Annotated in this window: 19 protein-coding genes; 9 read left to right on the forward strand and 10 right to left on the reverse strand. The window is 74.9% G+C overall.

Going from position 1 to position 16,645, the window contains the following annotated elements:
- Positions 1-3: 3 nt before the first annotated feature.
- A complete protein-coding gene (locus ACFEMC_RS20285; protein ID WP_380171292.1) occupies positions 4-807 on the forward strand; it encodes a DeoR/GlpR family DNA-binding transcription regulator in 804 nt (267 codons plus the stop codon).
- 345 nt (positions 808-1,152) lie between these two features.
- On the opposite strand, the gene ACFEMC_RS20290 is transcribed toward ACFEMC_RS20285, so the two are convergent.
- Positions 1,153-2,067: an NAD-dependent epimerase/dehydratase family protein gene (locus ACFEMC_RS20290; protein ID WP_380171293.1), complete on the reverse strand. Its 915-nt coding sequence runs from the start codon at positions 2,065-2,067 to the stop codon at positions 1,153-1,155.
- A 64-nt stretch (positions 2,068-2,131) separates the two neighbouring features.
- Here ACFEMC_RS20290 and ACFEMC_RS20295 point away from each other — a divergent pair, with 64 nt between their 5' ends.
- The gene (locus tag ACFEMC_RS20295) at positions 2,132-3,223 is read left to right on the forward strand and encodes a Gfo/Idh/MocA family oxidoreductase (protein WP_380171294.1); all 1,092 of its coding nucleotides are present in this window, start codon (positions 2,132-2,134) and stop codon (positions 3,221-3,223) included.
- Positions 3,224-3,231: 8 nt separating this feature from the next.
- Entirely contained in the window at positions 3,232-4,149 is a 918-nt protein-coding gene (locus tag ACFEMC_RS20300) for an NAD-dependent epimerase/dehydratase family protein (RefSeq protein ID WP_380176889.1), read from the forward strand.
- Positions 4,150-4,155: 6 nt separating this feature from the next.
- Here ACFEMC_RS20300 and ACFEMC_RS20305 read toward each other — a convergent pair whose 3' ends face one another.
- Positions 4,156-4,659 (reverse strand): GNAT family N-acetyltransferase, encoded by a 504-nt coding sequence (locus tag ACFEMC_RS20305; protein WP_380171295.1) that lies wholly within the window; start codon positions 4,657-4,659, stop codon positions 4,156-4,158.
- A 1-nt stretch (position 4,660) separates the two neighbouring features.
- Positions 4,661-5,887 carry a VWA domain-containing protein gene (locus tag ACFEMC_RS20310; RefSeq protein ID WP_380171296.1) on the reverse strand — a complete coding sequence of 409 codons (1,227 nt, stop codon included), beginning with the start codon at positions 5,885-5,887 and terminating at the stop codon, positions 4,661-4,663.
- 70 nt (positions 5,888-5,957) lie between these two features.
- Here ACFEMC_RS20310 and ACFEMC_RS20315 point away from each other — a divergent pair, with 70 nt between their 5' ends.
- The 6 genes from ACFEMC_RS20315 to ACFEMC_RS20340 all read left to right on the forward strand — a co-directional run bounded on the left by ACFEMC_RS20315 (position 5,958) and on the right by ACFEMC_RS20340 (position 10,546).
- On the forward strand, positions 5,958-6,782 hold the full coding sequence (locus ACFEMC_RS20315) for an oxidoreductase (protein WP_380171297.1): 825 nt from the start codon (positions 5,958-5,960) through the stop codon (positions 6,780-6,782).
- Positions 6,783-6,834: 52 nt separating this feature from the next.
- Entirely contained in the window at positions 6,835-7,767 is a 933-nt protein-coding gene (locus ACFEMC_RS20320) for an aldo/keto reductase (RefSeq protein ID WP_380171298.1), read from the forward strand.
- A gap of 87 nt (positions 7,768-7,854) precedes the next feature.
- Positions 7,855-8,697: a phosphatase PAP2 family protein gene (locus ACFEMC_RS20325; RefSeq protein ID WP_380171299.1), complete on the forward strand. Its 843-nt coding sequence runs from the start codon at positions 7,855-7,857 to the stop codon at positions 8,695-8,697.
- 7 nt (positions 8,698-8,704) lie between these two features.
- Positions 8,705-9,310: a bacterial proteasome activator family protein gene (locus ACFEMC_RS20330; protein WP_380171300.1), complete on the forward strand. Its 606-nt coding sequence runs from the start codon at positions 8,705-8,707 to the stop codon at positions 9,308-9,310.
- Between the two features lie 101 nt (positions 9,311-9,411).
- Positions 9,412-9,744 carry a hypothetical protein gene (locus ACFEMC_RS20335; RefSeq protein WP_380171301.1) on the forward strand — a complete coding sequence of 111 codons (333 nt, stop codon included), beginning with the start codon at positions 9,412-9,414 and terminating at the stop codon, positions 9,742-9,744.
- A gap of 40 nt (positions 9,745-9,784) precedes the next feature.
- Positions 9,785-10,546, forward strand: a complete 762-nt coding sequence (locus ACFEMC_RS20340) for a hypothetical protein (protein ID WP_380171302.1) — start codon at positions 9,785-9,787, stop codon at positions 10,544-10,546.
- 13 nt (positions 10,547-10,559) lie between these two features.
- Here ACFEMC_RS20340 and ACFEMC_RS20345 read toward each other — a convergent pair whose 3' ends face one another.
- The 7 genes from ACFEMC_RS20345 to ACFEMC_RS20375 form a co-directional block, all read right to left on the reverse strand.
- Positions 10,560-11,804, reverse strand: a complete 1,245-nt coding sequence (locus ACFEMC_RS20345) for a saccharopine dehydrogenase family protein (protein ID WP_380171303.1) — start codon at positions 11,802-11,804, stop codon at positions 10,560-10,562.
- Positions 11,805-11,847: 43 nt separating this feature from the next.
- Positions 11,848-13,416 carry a protease pro-enzyme activation domain-containing protein gene (locus ACFEMC_RS20350; protein WP_380171304.1) on the reverse strand — a complete coding sequence of 523 codons (1,569 nt, stop codon included), beginning with the start codon at positions 13,414-13,416 and terminating at the stop codon, positions 11,848-11,850.
- A 91-nt stretch (positions 13,417-13,507) separates the two neighbouring features.
- Complete coding sequence (locus ACFEMC_RS20355; protein ID WP_380171305.1) at positions 13,508-13,813, reverse strand: hypothetical protein; 306 nt, start codon at positions 13,811-13,813, stop codon at positions 13,508-13,510.
- A 36-nt stretch (positions 13,814-13,849) separates the two neighbouring features.
- The gene (locus ACFEMC_RS20360) at positions 13,850-14,740 is read right to left on the reverse strand and encodes an alpha/beta hydrolase (protein WP_380171306.1); all 891 of its coding nucleotides are present in this window, start codon (positions 14,738-14,740) and stop codon (positions 13,850-13,852) included.
- A 55-nt stretch (positions 14,741-14,795) separates the two neighbouring features.
- Positions 14,796-15,002, reverse strand: a complete 207-nt coding sequence (locus ACFEMC_RS20365; protein ID WP_380171307.1) for a hypothetical protein — start codon at positions 15,000-15,002, stop codon at positions 14,796-14,798.
- The gene (locus ACFEMC_RS20370; RefSeq protein ID WP_380171308.1) at positions 14,962-15,786 is read right to left on the reverse strand and encodes a rhomboid-like protein; all 825 of its coding nucleotides are present in this window, start codon (positions 15,784-15,786) and stop codon (positions 14,962-14,964) included. Before ACFEMC_RS20370 ends, ACFEMC_RS20365 begins: the two co-directional genes overlap by 41 nt.
- 85 nt (positions 15,787-15,871) lie before the next feature.
- The gene (locus ACFEMC_RS20375; RefSeq protein ID WP_380171309.1) at positions 15,872-16,120 is read right to left on the reverse strand and encodes a GNAT family N-acetyltransferase; all 249 of its coding nucleotides are present in this window, start codon (positions 16,118-16,120) and stop codon (positions 15,872-15,874) included.
- Between the last annotated feature and the right edge of the window lie 525 nt (positions 16,121-16,645).

The raw sequence follows: 16,645 nt of genomic DNA on the forward strand, positions 1-16,645 counted from the left end.
GGCGTGAGCGAACCCGCCACCGCGTCGGGGACCGAGGCGCGCCGCCGGGAGATCCTGCACCTGGCCAGCACGTCCGGGCTGGCCAGCGTCGAGGAACTGTCGGCCCGGCTCGGCGTGACGGCGTCGACGATCCGCCGCGACCTCGCGCGGTTGCGGGACCAGGGCCTCATCACCCGGACCTACGGGGGCGCCGCCCCGTCGGTCGCGCACCCCGAGCAGTCGCTGCGGCAGCGCACCGGGGAGGCGTTCGAGGCAAAGCGCGGCATCGCCCGCTGGGCCGCGCGGCAGGTGCGGCCGGGCGAGACCGTGATGCTCGACGCGGGGACGACCGTCGGCGCGCTCGCCCACGAACTGCGCCGGTGCGCGCCGCTCACCGTCGTCACGACGGGCCTGACCGTGCTGGACGAACTCGCCGACGCCGACGACGTCGAGGTCGTCTGCCTCGGCGGTTCCCTGCGCCACCTCAGCCAGGGTTTCGTCGGCCCGCTCACCGAGGCCGCGCTCGAACGCGTGACCGCCGACGCCGTGTTCCTCGGCGCCGACGGCGTGAGCGCCGAGGACGGGATCTGCGAGGCCGACCAGCAGCAGACCCGCCTGAAGGAACTCATGGCGCGACGTGCGGACCGCGTGCACGTCCTCGCCCACGCCGCCAAGCTCAGCCGCCGCCCGTTCCACGCGTGGGCGCCGATGCCCGCCGGGTGGACGCTCGTCACCGACGAGGGTGCCGACCCGTCGGCTCTGGCCCCGTTCCACGCCGCGGGGGTGCGGGTCGTGGTGACCGACGGAGAGGGTGCCGAGGTTCCCTGAGCCCGGGTCGGGGGCCGACGCCGGCACGGCCGGGCACCCACCAGGACACCCACGGGTGTCACCACGTGGAGTGAGACGTGGGTGTCCCCCGCGCGTCGCCCTGGCGACGTCGAGCGGACACTCATGGGTGTTCCCAGGCCCGGTCCGACCACCACCCGGGCCCCGGGCCCTCCCGCGCGGTTCCGACTCGTCGTGGGAGGACGTCGGAACCACGGGTGTCAGTAGTTCTCCGTCGTCACCGGCCACAGCACCCCGACGAGCCACTGCGCCAGCAGCACCAGCACGACGACGAGCAGCACCAGGAGCGGGCCGAGCACCCGCACGTCCCTCATGCCGGCCCCCACCTCACCCCTGCCGGCGCGGATCCTCCAGCACGTCCCGCCACGAGTGCTGCGGCTCGTACCCGAGCAGGTCCCGGGCCTTGCCGATGCAGTAGAACGTCTCGTCCCGGCCCATCTCGCGCCGCACCTCGACGCCCGCGTAGAACTGCTCGATGACCTCCTGCGTCGTCGCGGCGACGGACATGTCGGCGTTGGCGACGTTGAACACCTGGTAGCCCAGGCCGTCCGTCTGCAGGGCCTTGAGCGTCATCTGCCCGAGGTCGCGGGTGTCGATGTAGGCGAAGACGTTGCGGCGCCGCAGGGCCGGGTCCTGCAGGAACGCCGGGAACTTCTCCTCGTACTCGTGGGGTTCGATGACGTTGTTGATGCGGAACCCGTAGACGTCCGCACCCGTGCGCGCCTGGAAGGAGCGGGAGACGGCCTCCCCGGCGACCTTCGACATCGCGTAGGAGTCCTCCGGCACGACCGGGTGCTCCTCGTCGACGGGGACGTAGAGGGGTTTGCGTTCGCCCTGGGCGAAGCAGATCCCGTACGTCGTCTCCGAGGAGGCGAACACCACCTTGCGGATCCCGAGCCGCGTCGCGGCCTCCAGCACGTTGTAGTGCGCGCGGATGTTGGTCTCGAACGTCGTCGCGTCCGGGGCCCGCAGGATCGTGGGGATCGCGGCGAAGTGGACGACGGCGTCGTAGGCCGAACCCCCGGGAGCACGACCGGGGCCGTCGAGGTCCGCCGTCGTGGGCATCCCCGCCAGCGCGGAGTACACCTGGCCGGTGTCGGTGAGGTCGACGTGCAGGTCGGTCACGTCGGGGTGGCCGAGCGGGGTGAGGTCCGCGTTCGTCACGTGGTGCCCCTGGGAGGCCAGGTAGGGCGCGACGTGGTGTCCGGCCTTGCCGCTGCCGCCCGTGAAGAAGATGCGCATGCGCCCACCCAACCACCCCCTCGGGAACTCGCCAGGCCAGAGCACGGGGTCTACGGTCGCCGACGTGGACGCAGCCCCCCTCCGCCTCGGCGTCGTCGGCACGGGATTCCGGGCCGGACTGTTCCTGGACCTCGCGGCCCGGGTGCCGCACCTCGTCGAGGTGACGGGTGTCCTGGGCCGCAGCCGCACCTCCGCCGAGGCCCTCGTCGCCGGCCGCGGGCTGTCCGTCGTCGACGACCTGACCGGCCTGCTGCGGACCTCACCGGAACTCGTCCTCGTCGCGGTGCCCGTCGCCGCGGCCCCCACGGTCGTCACGGACCTCGTGGCCCACGGCGCACGGGTCCTCACCGAGACTCCTCCGGCCCCGGACCTCGACGGACTGCGGGCGCTGTGGGACGCGGTGGGTGCCAGCGGACGCGTCGAGGTCGCCGAGCAGTACCTGCTGTTCCCCCACACCGCCGCCCGGCTGCGGGTCGTGCGGGACGGCCTCCTCGGGGACGTGACGTCGGTCCAGGTCTCCTCGACGCAGACCTACCACGCGATGTCGCTGGTCCGGGGTTTCCTCGGTGTCGGTGCCGCGCCGGCCCGCGTCGTCGCGAGCGCCACCACCGCGCCCCTGGCCGATCCGATCGCGCGTCCGGGCTGGACGGGCGACGCCACCCCGCGCCCCCAGACCACGACCGTGGCGACGTTCGATCTCGGCGACGGACGCAGCGCGCTGTACGACTTCACCCAGACGCAGACGCGGAACCCGTTGCGCACCCGCCGGTTGGTCGTGCGCGGCAGCCTGGGCGAACTCGTCGACGACCGGGTGGTGCGGCTGGCGGACGCGACGACCGTCCTGACGTCGTCGGTGGAACGCCGGCAGACCGGTCACCAGCAGGACGTCCAGGGGCTCGACCTGGACCAGATCTCCTTCGAGGGCCGGGTGGTGTTCCGCAACCCGTTCGTCGGGTCGCGGTTGTCGGACGAGGAGGTCGCGCTCGCGACGCTGCTCGCGCAGGCGCGGGACTGGGTCCGCGACGACGGGCCGGAACCGTACCCGCTGGCAGAGGCCGCCCAGGACCACCTCCTCGGCCTGGCGATCGGCGAGGCCGTCCGCACGGGACGGCCGGTCAAGACCACCCGCGAGGCGTGGGCGGGCGCGCTCGCGTGAGGGCGGTGGTGCTCGGGGTCAACGGGATGACGGGGCGCGCGATCGCCGCCGCGCTGGTCGACGCGGGTCACCAGGTCGTGGGGACCGGCCGCTCCGCGGAACGGTTCCCCGCCGTGCTGCGCGAACGCGGCGTCGAGTACCTGCGGTCGGACCGGGACGACCCGGCCCAGGTCCGGGCCGCGCTGGGGCCGGGCGCGGACGTCGTCGTCGACGTCGTCGCCTACACCGCCGCGCACGCCCGCAGCGTCGTGGCCGCCTCGTCGGGCCTCGGGTCGGTGGTCGTCGTCTCGAGCAAGGCCGTCTACGTCGACGCCCTCGGGCGCCACTCCAACAGCGACGACCCGCCTGACTTCGGTGGACCCGTCTCGGAGGACAACCCAGTCCTGGCGCCCGACGTCACGGGGAACTACGCCTCCCGCGAGGGCTACGGACGCAACAAGGTGGCGGTCGAGGAGGTCTACCGGTCGGCCGGGGTGCCGGTCTCGGTGCTGCGCCCCTCCCGCGTCCACGGTCCGGGAGCGGCCGCACCGCGGGAGACGTGGGTCCTGGACCGGGTCCTCGCGGGGCAGCGGGTGTTCCGGCTCCCCCACGCCGCGGACGCCGGGAACCACCCGACCGCAGCCGTGCACCTGGCCCGGCTCGCGGTGCTGTGCACGGAACGCCCGGCCCACCGGGTGCTGAACAGCGCCGACCCGGGAACCCCCACGGCGGGCGACGTCGTCCGGGCGGTCGCCGCCGCAGCCGGGGTGGAGGTGGACGTCGTCGACGACCCCGGCGGCGAACCCTCACCGTGGAGTTCCTGGCCGCCGTTCTTCCTCGACACGAGCGCCGCCGAGGCCCTGGGGTACCGGCCCGTCGGGACGCACGCCGGGACGGTCGTCACGAGCGTGCGGGACCTGCTCGCCCGCCGGAGGGCGTCGTCCTGACCGGCCTCAGGCCGTCGGCACCCAGAACCTCAGCTTCTCCCCACGCCGTCCCTGGAACAGCCCACCGTTCGCCTCGATGACCCGACGGGACCCCACGTTGTCGACGTCGCACGTCACGAGCACGCACTCCAGCCCCAGCGCGTTCGCGACCGGCAGCACGGCCGCCAGCATCGCCGTCGCGTGCCCGCGCCGCCGCGCGGCGGGGGCGACCCAGTACCCGACGTGCCCGCCGAGGTCGCGCAACCGCGGGGTCAGGCGGTGCCGTACCTGCACCCGCCCCAGGAACTCCGCCCCGTCCACCCACCACAGGTTCGTGGAGGGGACGAAACCCTCCGGCCGCGGGGTGCCCTCGCGGGCGTCGGCGACGAGCCGGTCGGTCCAGGTGTCGAACTGCGCGTCGTCCATGTCCGCGACCCCGGCGTAGGTCGGGTGGTCGTCCCACTCGCCCGAGCGCGCCGCGCGGCGGACCGAGCCGGCCACGGACGAGCGCGGGGCGACGAGGGCCGGCACCTCAGGACAAGCCCTGCAGCGCCGACGATCCAGGCGGGTAGTACGAGCGCATCCAGCTCGGGAACTCCTGCAGGATGCGGTCGTACAGCTCCTCGTCGCCCACAGCGTCGAGGTCGTCGAGGGCGAAGAACCCGGTGTTGTCGTACTGCCGGTCCGAGAGGGTGTCGAGCTTCTCGAGGATCCCGTAGTTGCTGCGGCCGATGCCGATGAACTGCCAGAACACCGGCTCGCGCTCGACGGCCCGCAACGCCTTCTCGGTCCCCTTGTTGTCGGTGACCCCTCCGTCGTGGAAGAACAGCACGAGGGTGGGGATGTCGAGGGGTTCGCGGGCGACGTAGCGCGCGACGTCCTCGATGACGGCCTTCTCGTTGTTCCAGCCCTCGGCCTCGGTGTACCGCTTGGCGGTGTACGTCTGCAGCCACTGCGGGAGGTCGCCGATGGTGATGTCGTCCAGCCGCTCGGCCCGCCCACCCATCGCCCACGCCTGCATCTCGGCGCCGTCGTCGACCTGAGCGGCCACGGGCGCGACGCGTTCCACGGCGCGGGAGAACACGCCCTTGCGGTACAGGGAACTCGTGCTGCCGGAGACGTCGAGCACGACGACCACCCGGCACCGCAGCCCCGTCATGCGGTGCTTGGTGAGCACCAGCGCGACCTGCTGCTTGCGAAGGTTCAGCGCCTTGCGCATGTCGACGGGCAGCTTCTCCTCGCCCTTGGTGAAGTTCACCGCCGGCGCCACCGGGGCCGGGTCGGCGGCCGGATCGTCGACGTCCACCCCGAAGTCGGTGGCCAGGCCGGCGAGGCCGTTGTCGTACCCCTGCCCCACGGCCCGGACCTTCCACGCCCCGGACCGCTGGTAGACCTCGGCGAGCACGACGACGGTCTCGGCGCCCAACCGCGACGGGGAGAACTCGACGGTCGACGACCCGTCCTCCAGGACCAGCCGGACGGTGGTGCCGGCGAACGTCGAGCCCTCGGTCTCGGGGCTGGCCACGACGACGACCCGGTCGGCCCCCGGGCGCAGTGCGCCGAGGTCGAGCGCGAGCTGCCGCCCGTCGAGCCGGACCCCGGGCGCGGACGGCTGGTTGAAGAACACCATGTCGGCGTCGCCGCCGACCTTGCCGTCGGGGTTCACGACGAGGGCGGTCACGTCGACCGGTCCCTCCACGCGCACCCGCAGGGACGAACCGGTGAGCGGGGCGTTGCCGCCCTCGGTGAGCGTGGTCACCCCTCCGTTCTACCGGACCGGGGAGCGGTCCCGGGCAGACAGGGAGGGTGTCAGGTGACAGGGTGCGGGCATGTCCACCTGGTTCATCACCGGCTGCTCGACCGGCCTGGGGCGCTCGCTCGCCGAGGCCGTCCTCGCCCGCGGCCACCGCGCCGTCGTCACCGCCCGCGACGCCTCGAGGGTCGAGGACATCGCGGCGGGTCACCCCGACGCCGCCCTCGCGCTGTCCCTGGACGTCACGTCCCCCGAGCAGGTCGCCGAGGCGGTCCGTGCGGCCGAGGAGCGCTTCGGCGGGATCGACGTCGTCGTCAACAACGCCGGCTACGGCTACCGCGCGGCTGTGGAGGAGGGGGTGGACGCGGACGTCGAGAAGCTCTTCGCCACCCACGTCTTCGGAGCGGCCTCCGTCCTCAAGGCCGTCCTGCCCGGGATGCGGGAGCGCCGCAGCGGGACCGTCCTGAACATCTCCTCGATCGGGGCGCACGTCTGCCCGCCCGGCTCGGGGTACTACGCCGCCGCCAAGGCGGCGCTGGAGGCGATGTCCCGCTCGCTGCGCACCGAAGTCGCCCCGCTGGGCATCCGCGTGACGATCGTCGCCCCCGGCGGGTTCCGCACCGACTTCGCGGGCCGCTCGCTGACGCAGTCGCCCGAACCGATCGCCGACTACGCGAGCACCGCGGGTCCGCGGCGCATCGAGAACGACACCGCCCACGGCACCCAGCCGGGCGACCCCGCCAAGGCCGCGGAGGCGATGATCGCGCTGGCCGAGGCCGAGAACCCACCGTCCGCGGTGTTCCTGGGCTCCGACGCGCTCTCGGCGATCGAGGGCGTGCTCGAGCAGCGCCGCTCGGAGGTCAACGTCTGGCGCGAGCTGAGCACCAGCACCGACTTCTGAGGCGGTCCGGCGTCCAGGTGTCGTCCGCGGCGGCCTGTGGTTGCCTGACGCCATGACACGCATCGGGACCTCTGACCTCGACGTCCGCCCGCTGAACCTCGGTGGGAACGTCTTCGGCTGGACCGCCGACGAAGCCGCCTCGCACGCCGTCCTCGACGCCTTCGTCGAGGGCGGCGGCGACTTCATCGACACCGCCGACGTGTACTCCGCCTGGTCCGACGGCGGCGCCGGGATCTCCGAGACCATCATCGGCACCTGGCTGGCGAAGTCCGGCAAGCGCGACCAGGTCGTCATCGCCACCAAGGTCGCCAGCAAGGAGGACCGCAAGGGCCTGGGCGCCGACAACATCCGCAAGGCCGTCGACGAGTCGCTGCAGCGCCTGCAGACCGACCGCATCGACCTGTACTGGGCCCACCAGGACGACAAGGACACCCCGCTGGCCGAGACCCTCGGCGCGTTCGACGAGCTCGTCACGGCCGGCAAGGTCCGCGCGATCGGCGCCTCGAACTACTCCGGGGCCCGGCTCACCGAGGCCCTCGAGACGTCGCGCCGCGAGGGCTTCGCCAGCTACGTCGCCGTGCAGAACCACTACAACCTCGTCGAGCGCGAGGAGTACGAGCGCGACGCGCTGCCCGTGGTCGAGGCGAACGGGCTGGCTTCGCTGCCCTACTTCTCGCTGGCCTCGGGCTTCCTCACGGGCAAGTACCGCCCGGGTCAGCTCGCGGACTCCCAGCGCCAGGCGAACGCCGCGGCCTACCTGGACTCCCCGCGCGGCCCGCGCGTCCTGGAGGCCCTCGACACCGCGGCCGCCGCGCACGGCGTGGACGTCGCCACCGTGGCCCTGGCGTGGCTGCGCTCGCAGCCGACCGTCGTCGCCCCGATCGCGAGCGCCCGCACCGTCGAGCAGCTGCCCGCGCTGCTGGCCTCGATGGACCTCGAGCTGACGTCCGAGGAGCTCTCCGCGCTGGACCACGCCTCCCGCTGAGCGGGAAGCTGACGGCTCACAGGAACGACACGTTCCCTGCACGCGCTGCGGTACGCACGGCTCGCGTGCGTACCGCAGAGTGGAGGGATGAGCACGACTGCCCAGCACCAGCCCTGGAGCCCACCCCGAGCCGCGTCCGCCCGCCGGACCTGGTCCGCGGTGGCGCTCGGGGCTGCGTGGTGGCAGCTCGCGGCCCTCGGCGTCCTGTACGTCGTCTGCGTGCGGACGGCCTCGGGCCAGCGGCACGAGAACCGGCTGCACACGCTCGCCCTGGAGAACCGCGGCTCGGAGACGGGGTGGCTGCGCACGGCGTTCGACCTCGTCGACCGGTTGCAGCCGCACCACCTCGTGCTCGGGGTCGCCGTCGTCGGGCTCATGGGGCTCGTGCGCGGGCGCCTGGGCGCGGCGGTGCGCGGGGTCGTGGTGGCGGCCGGCACGCTCGGGGTGACGGAGCTCCTCAAGCTCGTCCTGCTGGAGCGCCCGGACCTGCTCGAGCACAGCTCGTCGGCCAACAGCCTGCCGAGCGGGCACACGTCGGCGGTGCTCGGCCTGGCCCTGGGTCTCCTGGTCGCCGGGCCGCGCTGGCTGCGGGCTCCCCTGGCGCTCGCCGGCGCGGCGGCCGCGGGCGCGATGGGGGCCTTCGTCATCGCCGACGGGTGGCACCGGGTGAGCGACGTCCTCGCCTCGGCGCTGGTCGGCTCGATCGTCCTGTGCCTGGTGCAGGTCGCCCCGTACCGCGGTGAGCGGCGGCGCGGGGCGCTCGTGCGGCTCTCGCTCGTCGTGCCGGCGGCCGCTGCGGCGGCCCTCGTCGTCGTCTACGCCGGGGACGCCTCGCTGACGACGTCCTACCTCGTGGCCGGCACGGTCGTCGCCTTCACCGTCCTGACGGCCGCGCTCGCCGTCCCGCGAGAGGTGGCGCGCAGGGGCTGAGGGCAGGATGGGGGTCATGTCCGAGCACACCGACGGCTTCCCCGAGGACCCGACCCCGCCCGACGCACCGCGCGAGACCACCGACGGCCCGGACCCCCGCGTCGTCGTCGTGACGCCGCAGGGCATGGGCATCGCCGAGCCCCCCGAGGACGGCGAGCCCGGACCGGCCGACATGGTCTCCCAGCCCGCGAAGGTCATGCGGATCGGCAGCATGATCAAGCAGCTGCTCGAGGAGGTGCGGTCCGCGCCGCTGGACGAGGCGGGCCGGAACCGACTCGCCGAGATCCACGAGCGCTCCCTCAGCGAGCTCGAGGACGGCCTGTCCGCCGACCTCGTCGAGGAGCTGCGCCGGATCGCGCTGCCGTTCGCCGAGGGGCAGACCCCGTCCGAGAGCGAGCTGCGGATCGCCCAGGCCCAGCTCGTCGGCTGGCTCGAGGGCCTGTTCCACGGCATCCAGACCGCCCTCGTCGCCCAGCAGATGGCGGCGCAGGCGCAGCTGCAGGAGATGCGGCGCGCGCTGCCCGGCGGCAGCGTCCCCGGCGGTCCGCAGGGCCGGCCCGGTGGCGACGGGATGCCGCGCGTGCAGCCCGGCGGGACGGGGCAGTACCTCTGAAGCTCGCGTTCTGGCGGCGCACGCCCGACCCCCTCGGCGAGGGGGTCTGGGCGCGCGCCGCGCACTCCGCCGACCGCGCCGTCCGCCGCGTCGAGATGGTCGTGGACGGCACCGCGCCCGGCCCCGCCCGTGAGGCGCTGGAGGAGTTCCTCCCCCGCGTGGACCTCGTGGCCCGCGCCGTCCGCGCGCAGTGCCTGCGGGCGCAGCAGGAGGCGCCGTCCGCCGGTGACCTGCTCGTCCCCGGAGGGCCCGACGGGGAGCACCCCGAGATCCACCGGCGTCTGACGCGCACGGCCACCGCGTGTGCCCAGGTCGCGGAGGCCGCCGCGATGGTGCGCGTCGCGGGTTCCGACGGTGGTCCGGTGGACCCGGCGCTGCTCGCCGCCGTCGAGCGCGCCGTCGTCAAGGCCGAGACGCTGGCCGACCTGCGCTGATCGACCCCACGACGGCCGGTGGGTGCGCCAGGCTCGGGACGTGAAGCGCACGGCCACCGCCCTCGTCCTGCTCCTCGCGGTCGCCGTGAGCGCGTGCGCGTCGCCCGAGCGCCGTGGTGAGCTCGAAGCCCGCAAGGACGCGGACACGAGGGCCGACCAGCTCGAACGCGACCTCGGCCGTGGGGTGCGGACCTTCGGCGGGGACGCCCGGACCGTCGCGGGCGCCGAGGTCGTGGGGCAGGACCACCTCCGGCTGCTCGGGGCGTCCGGGAGCGTCAACGGTGAGGAGCCTCCCCTCGTCGAGGTCGAGATCACGGGACACGCCGTGGCCACCGACGGCGGCATCGGCGGGCGGTCGTGGCCCGCGACGACCGTGCACCGCTGCTACACGTTCGAGCTGCGGAACTACGACGCCGTGCGCGGGCGCGGCACCGACTGCGACGACGAGCCCGCCTCCCCCGCCACGCCGCTGCCGACGTCACCCCCCACGGTGCAGCTCGGCGACGACGTGCTGACCGCCGTGCAGGACGCGCTCACCCGCAGCGGCTCGGCCGCTGACGTGCGCGCAGCCCTGGCGCCGACCGTGCCCGCGGAGGCCCTCGTCGACGTGCAGACCGTCGACGGGACGCTCGGCGTCGGGATCTGGGCCCCGCCGCCCACCCGCGACTGCGTGCTAGGGCGCCGGCTGCCCGACGGGGCCGTGGAGACGTGGGTGCCGCCCGGGATCACCGTCGCGCCCGGGGAGGCGTCCTGCGACGGGACGACGGCCGCCGCCGGGGGCGCGAAGCTCTCGCCGCACTGACAGGACGTACCGCTCAGGCCTCGACGTCGAGGGTGAAACCCCTGTCGCGCAACCGGTCCGCCAGCGCGGTCCCGATGCCGGTGGCCGGCGTCAGGACCCCCGCGCGGTCGGGCAGACGGTCACCGTCGAGGGCGAGGGACAACGCGCTCTGCCCGAGCATGACCGCTGTCGCGGCGTAGCCGGGGTCGCCCTGGGCGGCGACGGTGACCGCGACCCGGCGCCCGGACTCCGTGCGCGCGTCCACCCGCAGCCGGAAGCGCCCGGTGCTGCGGGTGCGTTCGCTCGGGCCCGTCCCCGGGGCCGGCAGCAGCCGGTCGAGCAGCGGCCGGACGGGTCCGACGGCCAGCAGTCCGGTGAGCCCGGCCAGGACCCCCGTGACGGCGCCGGCCTTGAGGGCCGCGGCACGCCCGGAGAACGCCATGACCTCCGCGTAGCGCAGCCGCGGTCCGTAGGCGTGGTCGAGCAGCGCGTTGCTGCGCCGCACCACCCGGGTGTTGTAGGAGGCCATGACGAAGGGCGCCACCCAGTCCCCCGTCGCCGCGCGCCGGTGCGGGCGGAAGGCGTCGCGCTGGGGGCCGAGGTCGGGTTCCGCCGCCCGGTCGGAGCTGAGGGCGTACGGGTCGCCCACCAGCCGGCGCGCGTCCTCGTCGCGGCGCGCGGTGTCCAGCTGCAGGCGCAGCGAGTCGACCGTGCCGCCGCTGAAACCGCCGCGCGCCGAGAGGACCTCGAGCGTGGCGCTCGCGAGCGGGCCGGCGTCGTGCGCCCGCGCCCACTCGTGCGCGAGCAGCACGGCGAGGTCGGAAGGCACCGAGTCGAAGCCGCAGGAGTGCACGATGCGGGCCCCGCTCGCGCGGGCCGTCTCGTCGGCCGCGTCGATGCTGCGGCGCACGAACAGGACCTCACCCGTCAGGTCGGCGTAGTGGGTGCCGGCCCGGGCGCACGCCTGGACGAGGGGCAGCCCGTGCCGCAGGTATGGCCCGACGGTCGAGACGACGACGTGCGTGGACTCCGCGAGCCGGCGCAGCGACGACTCGTCGGCGGCGTCGGCCACCAGCAGGGGCCAGTCCGCAGCGCGGGGACCGAGGTCGCGGGCCACGGCCGCCAGGCGCTCCCGCGAACGGCCGGCCAGGGCGATCCGCGTCCCCGCGGGTGCGTGCGCGGCGAGGTGCTCCGCGGTCAGCCGCCCGACGAAGCCGGAAGCGCCGAACAGCACGACGTCCAGGTCTCGGTCCAGGTCTCTGTCCAGGTCTCCCGCCACGCCGTCACGCTAGCCCGCGGGCGACGGTCCCACGCGCCTCGCGTCACCCCAGGCGGTCCCGCAGGGCCGTCCCGACGGGCACCCCGAGCCCGGTGCACGCGTCCCACCCGGGGCCGGCGGCGTAGTCGCCGTTGTCGCCCTCGGTGATGTCGCGGAAGCCCTCGACCGCTGTTCCGGCCCTGGCCCCGGCGTACAGCCGCGGCTGCAGGAGCCCCAACCCGGAACCCCGCGCTGCCACGAGGCGGGCGACGAGCGCGGCCCACAGCGGGGCGACGGCGCTCGTCCCGCCGATCACCTGGTCGGACCCGTCCACCCGCACGCGGTACCCCGTCGCGGGGTCGGCGACCGCGGCCACGTCCGGAACCCCGCGCCCCGAACCACCGCCGGGGCGTCCGGGAACGCCCACCCCCTCCTGCCAGGCGGGTGCGGGGAACGTGGAACTCACCCCGCCGCCCGTCGCGCCGCGCCCGTTCCAGACGACCTCGCTGTCCACCGTCCCGTCGGCGCGGGCGTGCAGGCTCGTCCCGCCGCAGGCCAGGGCGTGCGGGCTGGCGGCGGGGAAGTCGGCGTGCGCGGCTCCGTCCTGGACACCGTCGCCGCTGCCGTTGTCGCCCGCCGCCACCGTCACGGTGACACCGAGGGCGGCGGCGTCGGCGAGCGCGTCGTCGAAGGCCGACCGGGCCTGCTCGGTCCAGGTGTCCTCCGGGCCGCCCCAGCTGATGCTGACCGCCGCGGGCGTGGGGTCGGCGTGGACCGCCTCGGACAACGCGTCCAGGAAACCCCGGTCGGTGTTCGGCGCGAAGTAGACGACGAGTTCCGCCCCGGGCGCGAGCGCCCCCGCCACCTCCAGGTCGAGCATGACCTCGCCGTCCGCCCCGTCGGCCGATCCCGGGGAGTTCCCGGCGCCGTCGACCCCGACCGCGGTGACCGTCGGGGTCGTCAGCCCGAGGCCGGAGAAGTAGGCGTCGAGGTCCTCCGTGCGGTACCCACCGCCGAGTTCCAGGACCGCGATCCGGGTTCCGGCGCCGTCACCTCCGGGGAACTCGTAGACGCGGGCCAGGTCCAGGGGCGAGTAGCTCGTCGACGGGGCCGTCGCGGGCGCGAGGCGGAACTGCGCCCGGGCCGTCGGCCGGTCGTCCAGACCGAGGACGGCGGTGACCGCTCCGTCGAGCCCGGCCGGCAACGAGACGGTCCCCTCCCGCTGACGGTGCCGCACCTGGCGTCCGGACGGGGATTCCGACGTCACCTCACGCAGGTCCACGTCGAACAACCGGGTGACGTCCTCCACCGCACCGCTGACCTGCACGCGGCGGCTCGGCACGTCCACCGTCTCCACCGTCAAGCCGGCGCCCTCGACGACGGACCGGACGGTCTCGACGTCGGCCGGGTCGGCACCGAACCGGTCGCCGAGGTCGGTGCGGGAGAGGTTCTGCGCCGAGGTGACGACGTCCGTCGGGAGCGCGGCCCGACGACGCAGGACGAGCGTCACCTCGACGGTCGTCCCGGCCGCCAGGGGGACGGCGTCGCGGGCGCGCGGGGCGGCGGCGCGGGCGCTGCCGGCCAGCGGCCGGTTCCCGGTCGACGGTTCTCCGGAGGGGTTCTGTTCCGTCATGCGCGGCACTGTGCCACCGGCCTCCGACACGCGCGCGACGTCGCGCGAGGAGTTCTGGGGGAACGACCAGGAGACGACCAGGGAACTCCCGTCAACGGGACGGGAGCGGACCCGGGTCACCGTCCAGGGGAGGTTCCGCGGCGGGCGTCAGGAGCACACGCATGCGTGCCGCGGGTTCGTGCCACACCGCGGCGTCGGCCCGGACCACCACGAGGGCACCGTCCACGACACCGGTCCGGATCGGGACACCGGTCTCGCGCGCGAGGGCGCGGACCCGCGAACGCAGCGCGGGGACGTCGTCCTGCGGGCGCACGCGGTGGACGGCCTGTTCCGCGGCGACGGCGCGCTCGAACAGGACGCGTGCCAGGTCGTCTCCCGACGACGGTTCCGGGACCACCTCCCCAGTGTGCCGCCGGTCCCGCCACGGCGGACCTCACGGCGCGAGCAGGAACTCCACCGCCGCGGCCGTCACCTCCTCGGTCACCTCGTGACCGCCGTCGAACAGGAACGGGGTGCACACCCCAGGGGCGAACGCGTCGAGGACCTCGCGGACGCCGTCGGCCGGGAACAGGGGGTCCGCGGCGCCTGCGGTCACCAGCACCCGCTGGTCGCGCAGGGTGGCGGCGAGGGCGGGCAGGTCGCCGGCGGGCAGCAGCCCGGGTACGAACCACGCGGGGTTGTGCGGGATGCGGTCGCGCACGAGGGAGGCGACCGTCGCGGCACCGCAGCTGACGACCCCGGCCTGCAGCCGCGGGTCGAACGCGAGGGAGAACAGGGCGACCTGCCCGCCGAGGGAGTGGCCGACGATCCCGAGGCGCGTCCCCGGTCCGACCTCCTCCTGCAACCACGACGTGACGACGGCGACGTCACGCGTGTGCTGGGCCTGCAGGCAACCGCCCTGCGCGACCCGGTGGAACGCGTCGAGCTTCTCGTCGGCGGACGGGTCCGCCGTCCAGCCCCGCCGCCGCTCCTCGAAACCCTCCAGGTCGGGGCACACGACGACGGCGCCCGCCCGGGCCGCTCTGAGCCCGTAGGCCAGGTGCGGGGCGCCGGCGATCCCGGCGACCTCGCTCTTGCCGCGGTCGAACTCACCGCCGTGCTGGTGGACGGCCACGACCGCCACGTTCCGCGGGTGCTCCGGCGTGAGGAGCCAGCAGGGGACCTCCCCGTCGGCGGTGACGAGGACGACGTGCTCGCAGGCGACGTCCGTCGTTCCGGGCGGCGGTGGCGCGGCGCGGCGCCGCACGTCGACGGGTCGGTACGTCGTCGCGGGGTCGAGGCCGAGCAGCTGCTGCGCGACCGTGCGGTCCTGGGGTTCCACCATGCCGCGAGCTTTCCGCGACCGGGTCCCGCAGGGCAAGGCGAGTGTGAGCGCAGGCTCAGGCCGGGCGGAACTCCGCGCGCGGTGCGAGGCGTGGAACGGGGGTGCTGTCGGGGACCTGCACGGTGCCGGGGGTGAGCACGTCGCCGCCGGACTCGGGACCCGGGACTCCGGCCGGCGCGGAGGGGGCCACGTACAGCGGGACCACGAACTGCGCGGAGGAGTCAGCCGAGGGGCGCAGGTCGGCGACCGCGGTGACCGGCACGCCGGGAACCGCCGGGGCGTGTCCCACGGACGCTCCGGCAGCGCTGCCGACGAGCAGGCTCCCGGCCAGGCCGACGACGGCGGTCACGACAGCTCGACGGTGCCTCACGGGTTCCTCCTTGCGCCGGACGGGTGACCTCCCATCGGCGCGGGCGGCCCGCTCCTTGAGCCGGCGGGGCCAGCGGGGCCAGGGCGAACCCGAGGCCGAGCGCGACGAGGTGACCGACGGCCGTGGACCCGGGGTCCGCGACCAGGGCGACCAGGGCCACGCCGACCGCACCGGCGGTCCCGGCCGCGCGCCACCGGCGCGGACCGCGGGCCACGAGGAGACCCGCCACGCACGCCAGCCCGTAGCTGACCCCGACGTCGACGGCACTGCGGACGGAGGAGTCGACCCACCCGAACCGCAGCCCGGCGAGGAGGAGCCCCGCCACGACGCCGGTCGCGCCGACGTGCCCCACGGCGAACGCGCCGAGCGTCGCCACCCGCCCGAAGCGCCGCTGCGCCAGTGCCAGGACGGGGACGAGCAGGACCAGGACGAGCAGCCCCGGACCCGTCGGCACCACCACGGCGCTCAGGAGCAGGACGCGCAGGGCGTGCGCGGCCAGGTTGTCGAGGTTGGTGCTGGCGGCGAGCACGGCCGCGGCACGCCCGGCGGCGGGCAGGCACTGCAACCCGACGAACACCACCACGACGAGCGCGGCGTGGACGAGCGCCACGTCGCACGCGCGTCCCCGGGTGCGGACGCGGGAGGGCGGGGCGACGGCGGTCGTGACTGCGCTCACCCGTCGAGACTGGGCGCGCCGGCTGTGCTGCGGCCCTGCCCCGGCTGTCGAGGCGACGTGACGTCCGTGACCCTCCGTCGCATCCTCAGGAGGGTTTCTTGAAGTACAGGGCCGACTCCTCGAAGCCCAGGGTGCGGTAGAACTCCCCGGCCCGCCGGGTGGCGAGCGCGACGTACACGGCACCGGCACCGCGGGCCCACTCCTGCGCCGCCTCGAGCAGCAGGCGTCCGCACCCCGACCCGCGGAACTGCGGGTCGACCACCACCTCCTCGACCCAGCCGACGTTCCCGTTCGCGTGGAACGCGGGGTGCACGAGGACGTGCACGTACCCCACGAGCCGAGTTCGCCCGTCGGGCTCGACGGCGGGACCGACGACTGGACCGACCGCGGTCGGTCCAGCACCGTGGCGGCGTCGTCGGCCAGGACGTGCGCCAGCGACCGGGCGAAGGCGACGCGTTCGGGGACGAAGGAGGTGGCGAGTTCCACGGCCAGGGGCCAGAGCGCCTCCTCGTCCCCCGGCTGCGCTGGACGGACCAGGAACTCGTGGACGTCGCTGCTCACGGACCCGTTCTCCCACGGCGGCACCCGGCGGCGCGACTCCGCGGGAGAACCCGTCGCGCACGCGACACCCCGCCGCGCCGTCCAGCGGGTCCCGTTCCCCGACCGTGGGGGAGCCGTTGTCCACCCGGTGACGTTCCAGCGCTGTCCCTCGCGCGTGGCCTGGTGTTCCGTGGTGCCGCGTGCTGCTGGTGCTGGACCCGCGTCCGGTCCGTCGGCCTCCGGTCGCTGGACGGGTTGCACGGCAACGACACCGACCTCGTCGCCGAACTCCTCCGGAACCCGGGGACCGCGCACCGGG

Origin of the sequence: Kineococcus sp. DHX-1 (assembly GCF_042473625.1) — a bacterium.
In the GTDB taxonomy this organism is placed as follows: domain Bacteria; phylum Actinomycetota; class Actinomycetes; order Actinomycetales; family Kineococcaceae; genus Kineococcus.

Excerpts from the sequence above, each read along its gene's own strand:
- ACFEMC_RS20360 (WP_380171306.1), bottom strand. The coding sequence starts at position 14,740 with ATGGTGGAACCCCAGGACCGCACGGTCGCGCAGCAGCTGCTCGGCCTC.
- ACFEMC_RS20325 (WP_380171299.1), top strand. The coding sequence starts at position 7,855 with ATGAGCACGACTGCCCAGCACCAGCCCTGGAGCCCACCCCGAGCCGCG.
- ACFEMC_RS20330 (WP_380171300.1), top strand. The coding sequence starts at position 8,705 with ATGGGGGTCATGTCCGAGCACACCGACGGCTTCCCCGAGGACCCGACC.
- ACFEMC_RS20320 (WP_380171298.1), top strand. The coding sequence starts at position 6,835 with ATGACACGCATCGGGACCTCTGACCTCGACGTCCGCCCGCTGAACCTC.
- ACFEMC_RS20290 (WP_380171293.1), bottom strand. The coding sequence starts at position 2,067 with ATGCGCATCTTCTTCACGGGCGGCAGCGGCAAGGCCGGACACCACGTC.
- ACFEMC_RS20315 (WP_380171297.1), top strand. The coding sequence starts at position 5,958 with ATGTCCACCTGGTTCATCACCGGCTGCTCGACCGGCCTGGGGCGCTCG.
- ACFEMC_RS20350 (WP_380171304.1), bottom strand. The coding sequence starts at position 13,416 with ATGACGGAACAGAACCCCTCCGGAGAACCGTCGACCGGGAACCGGCCG.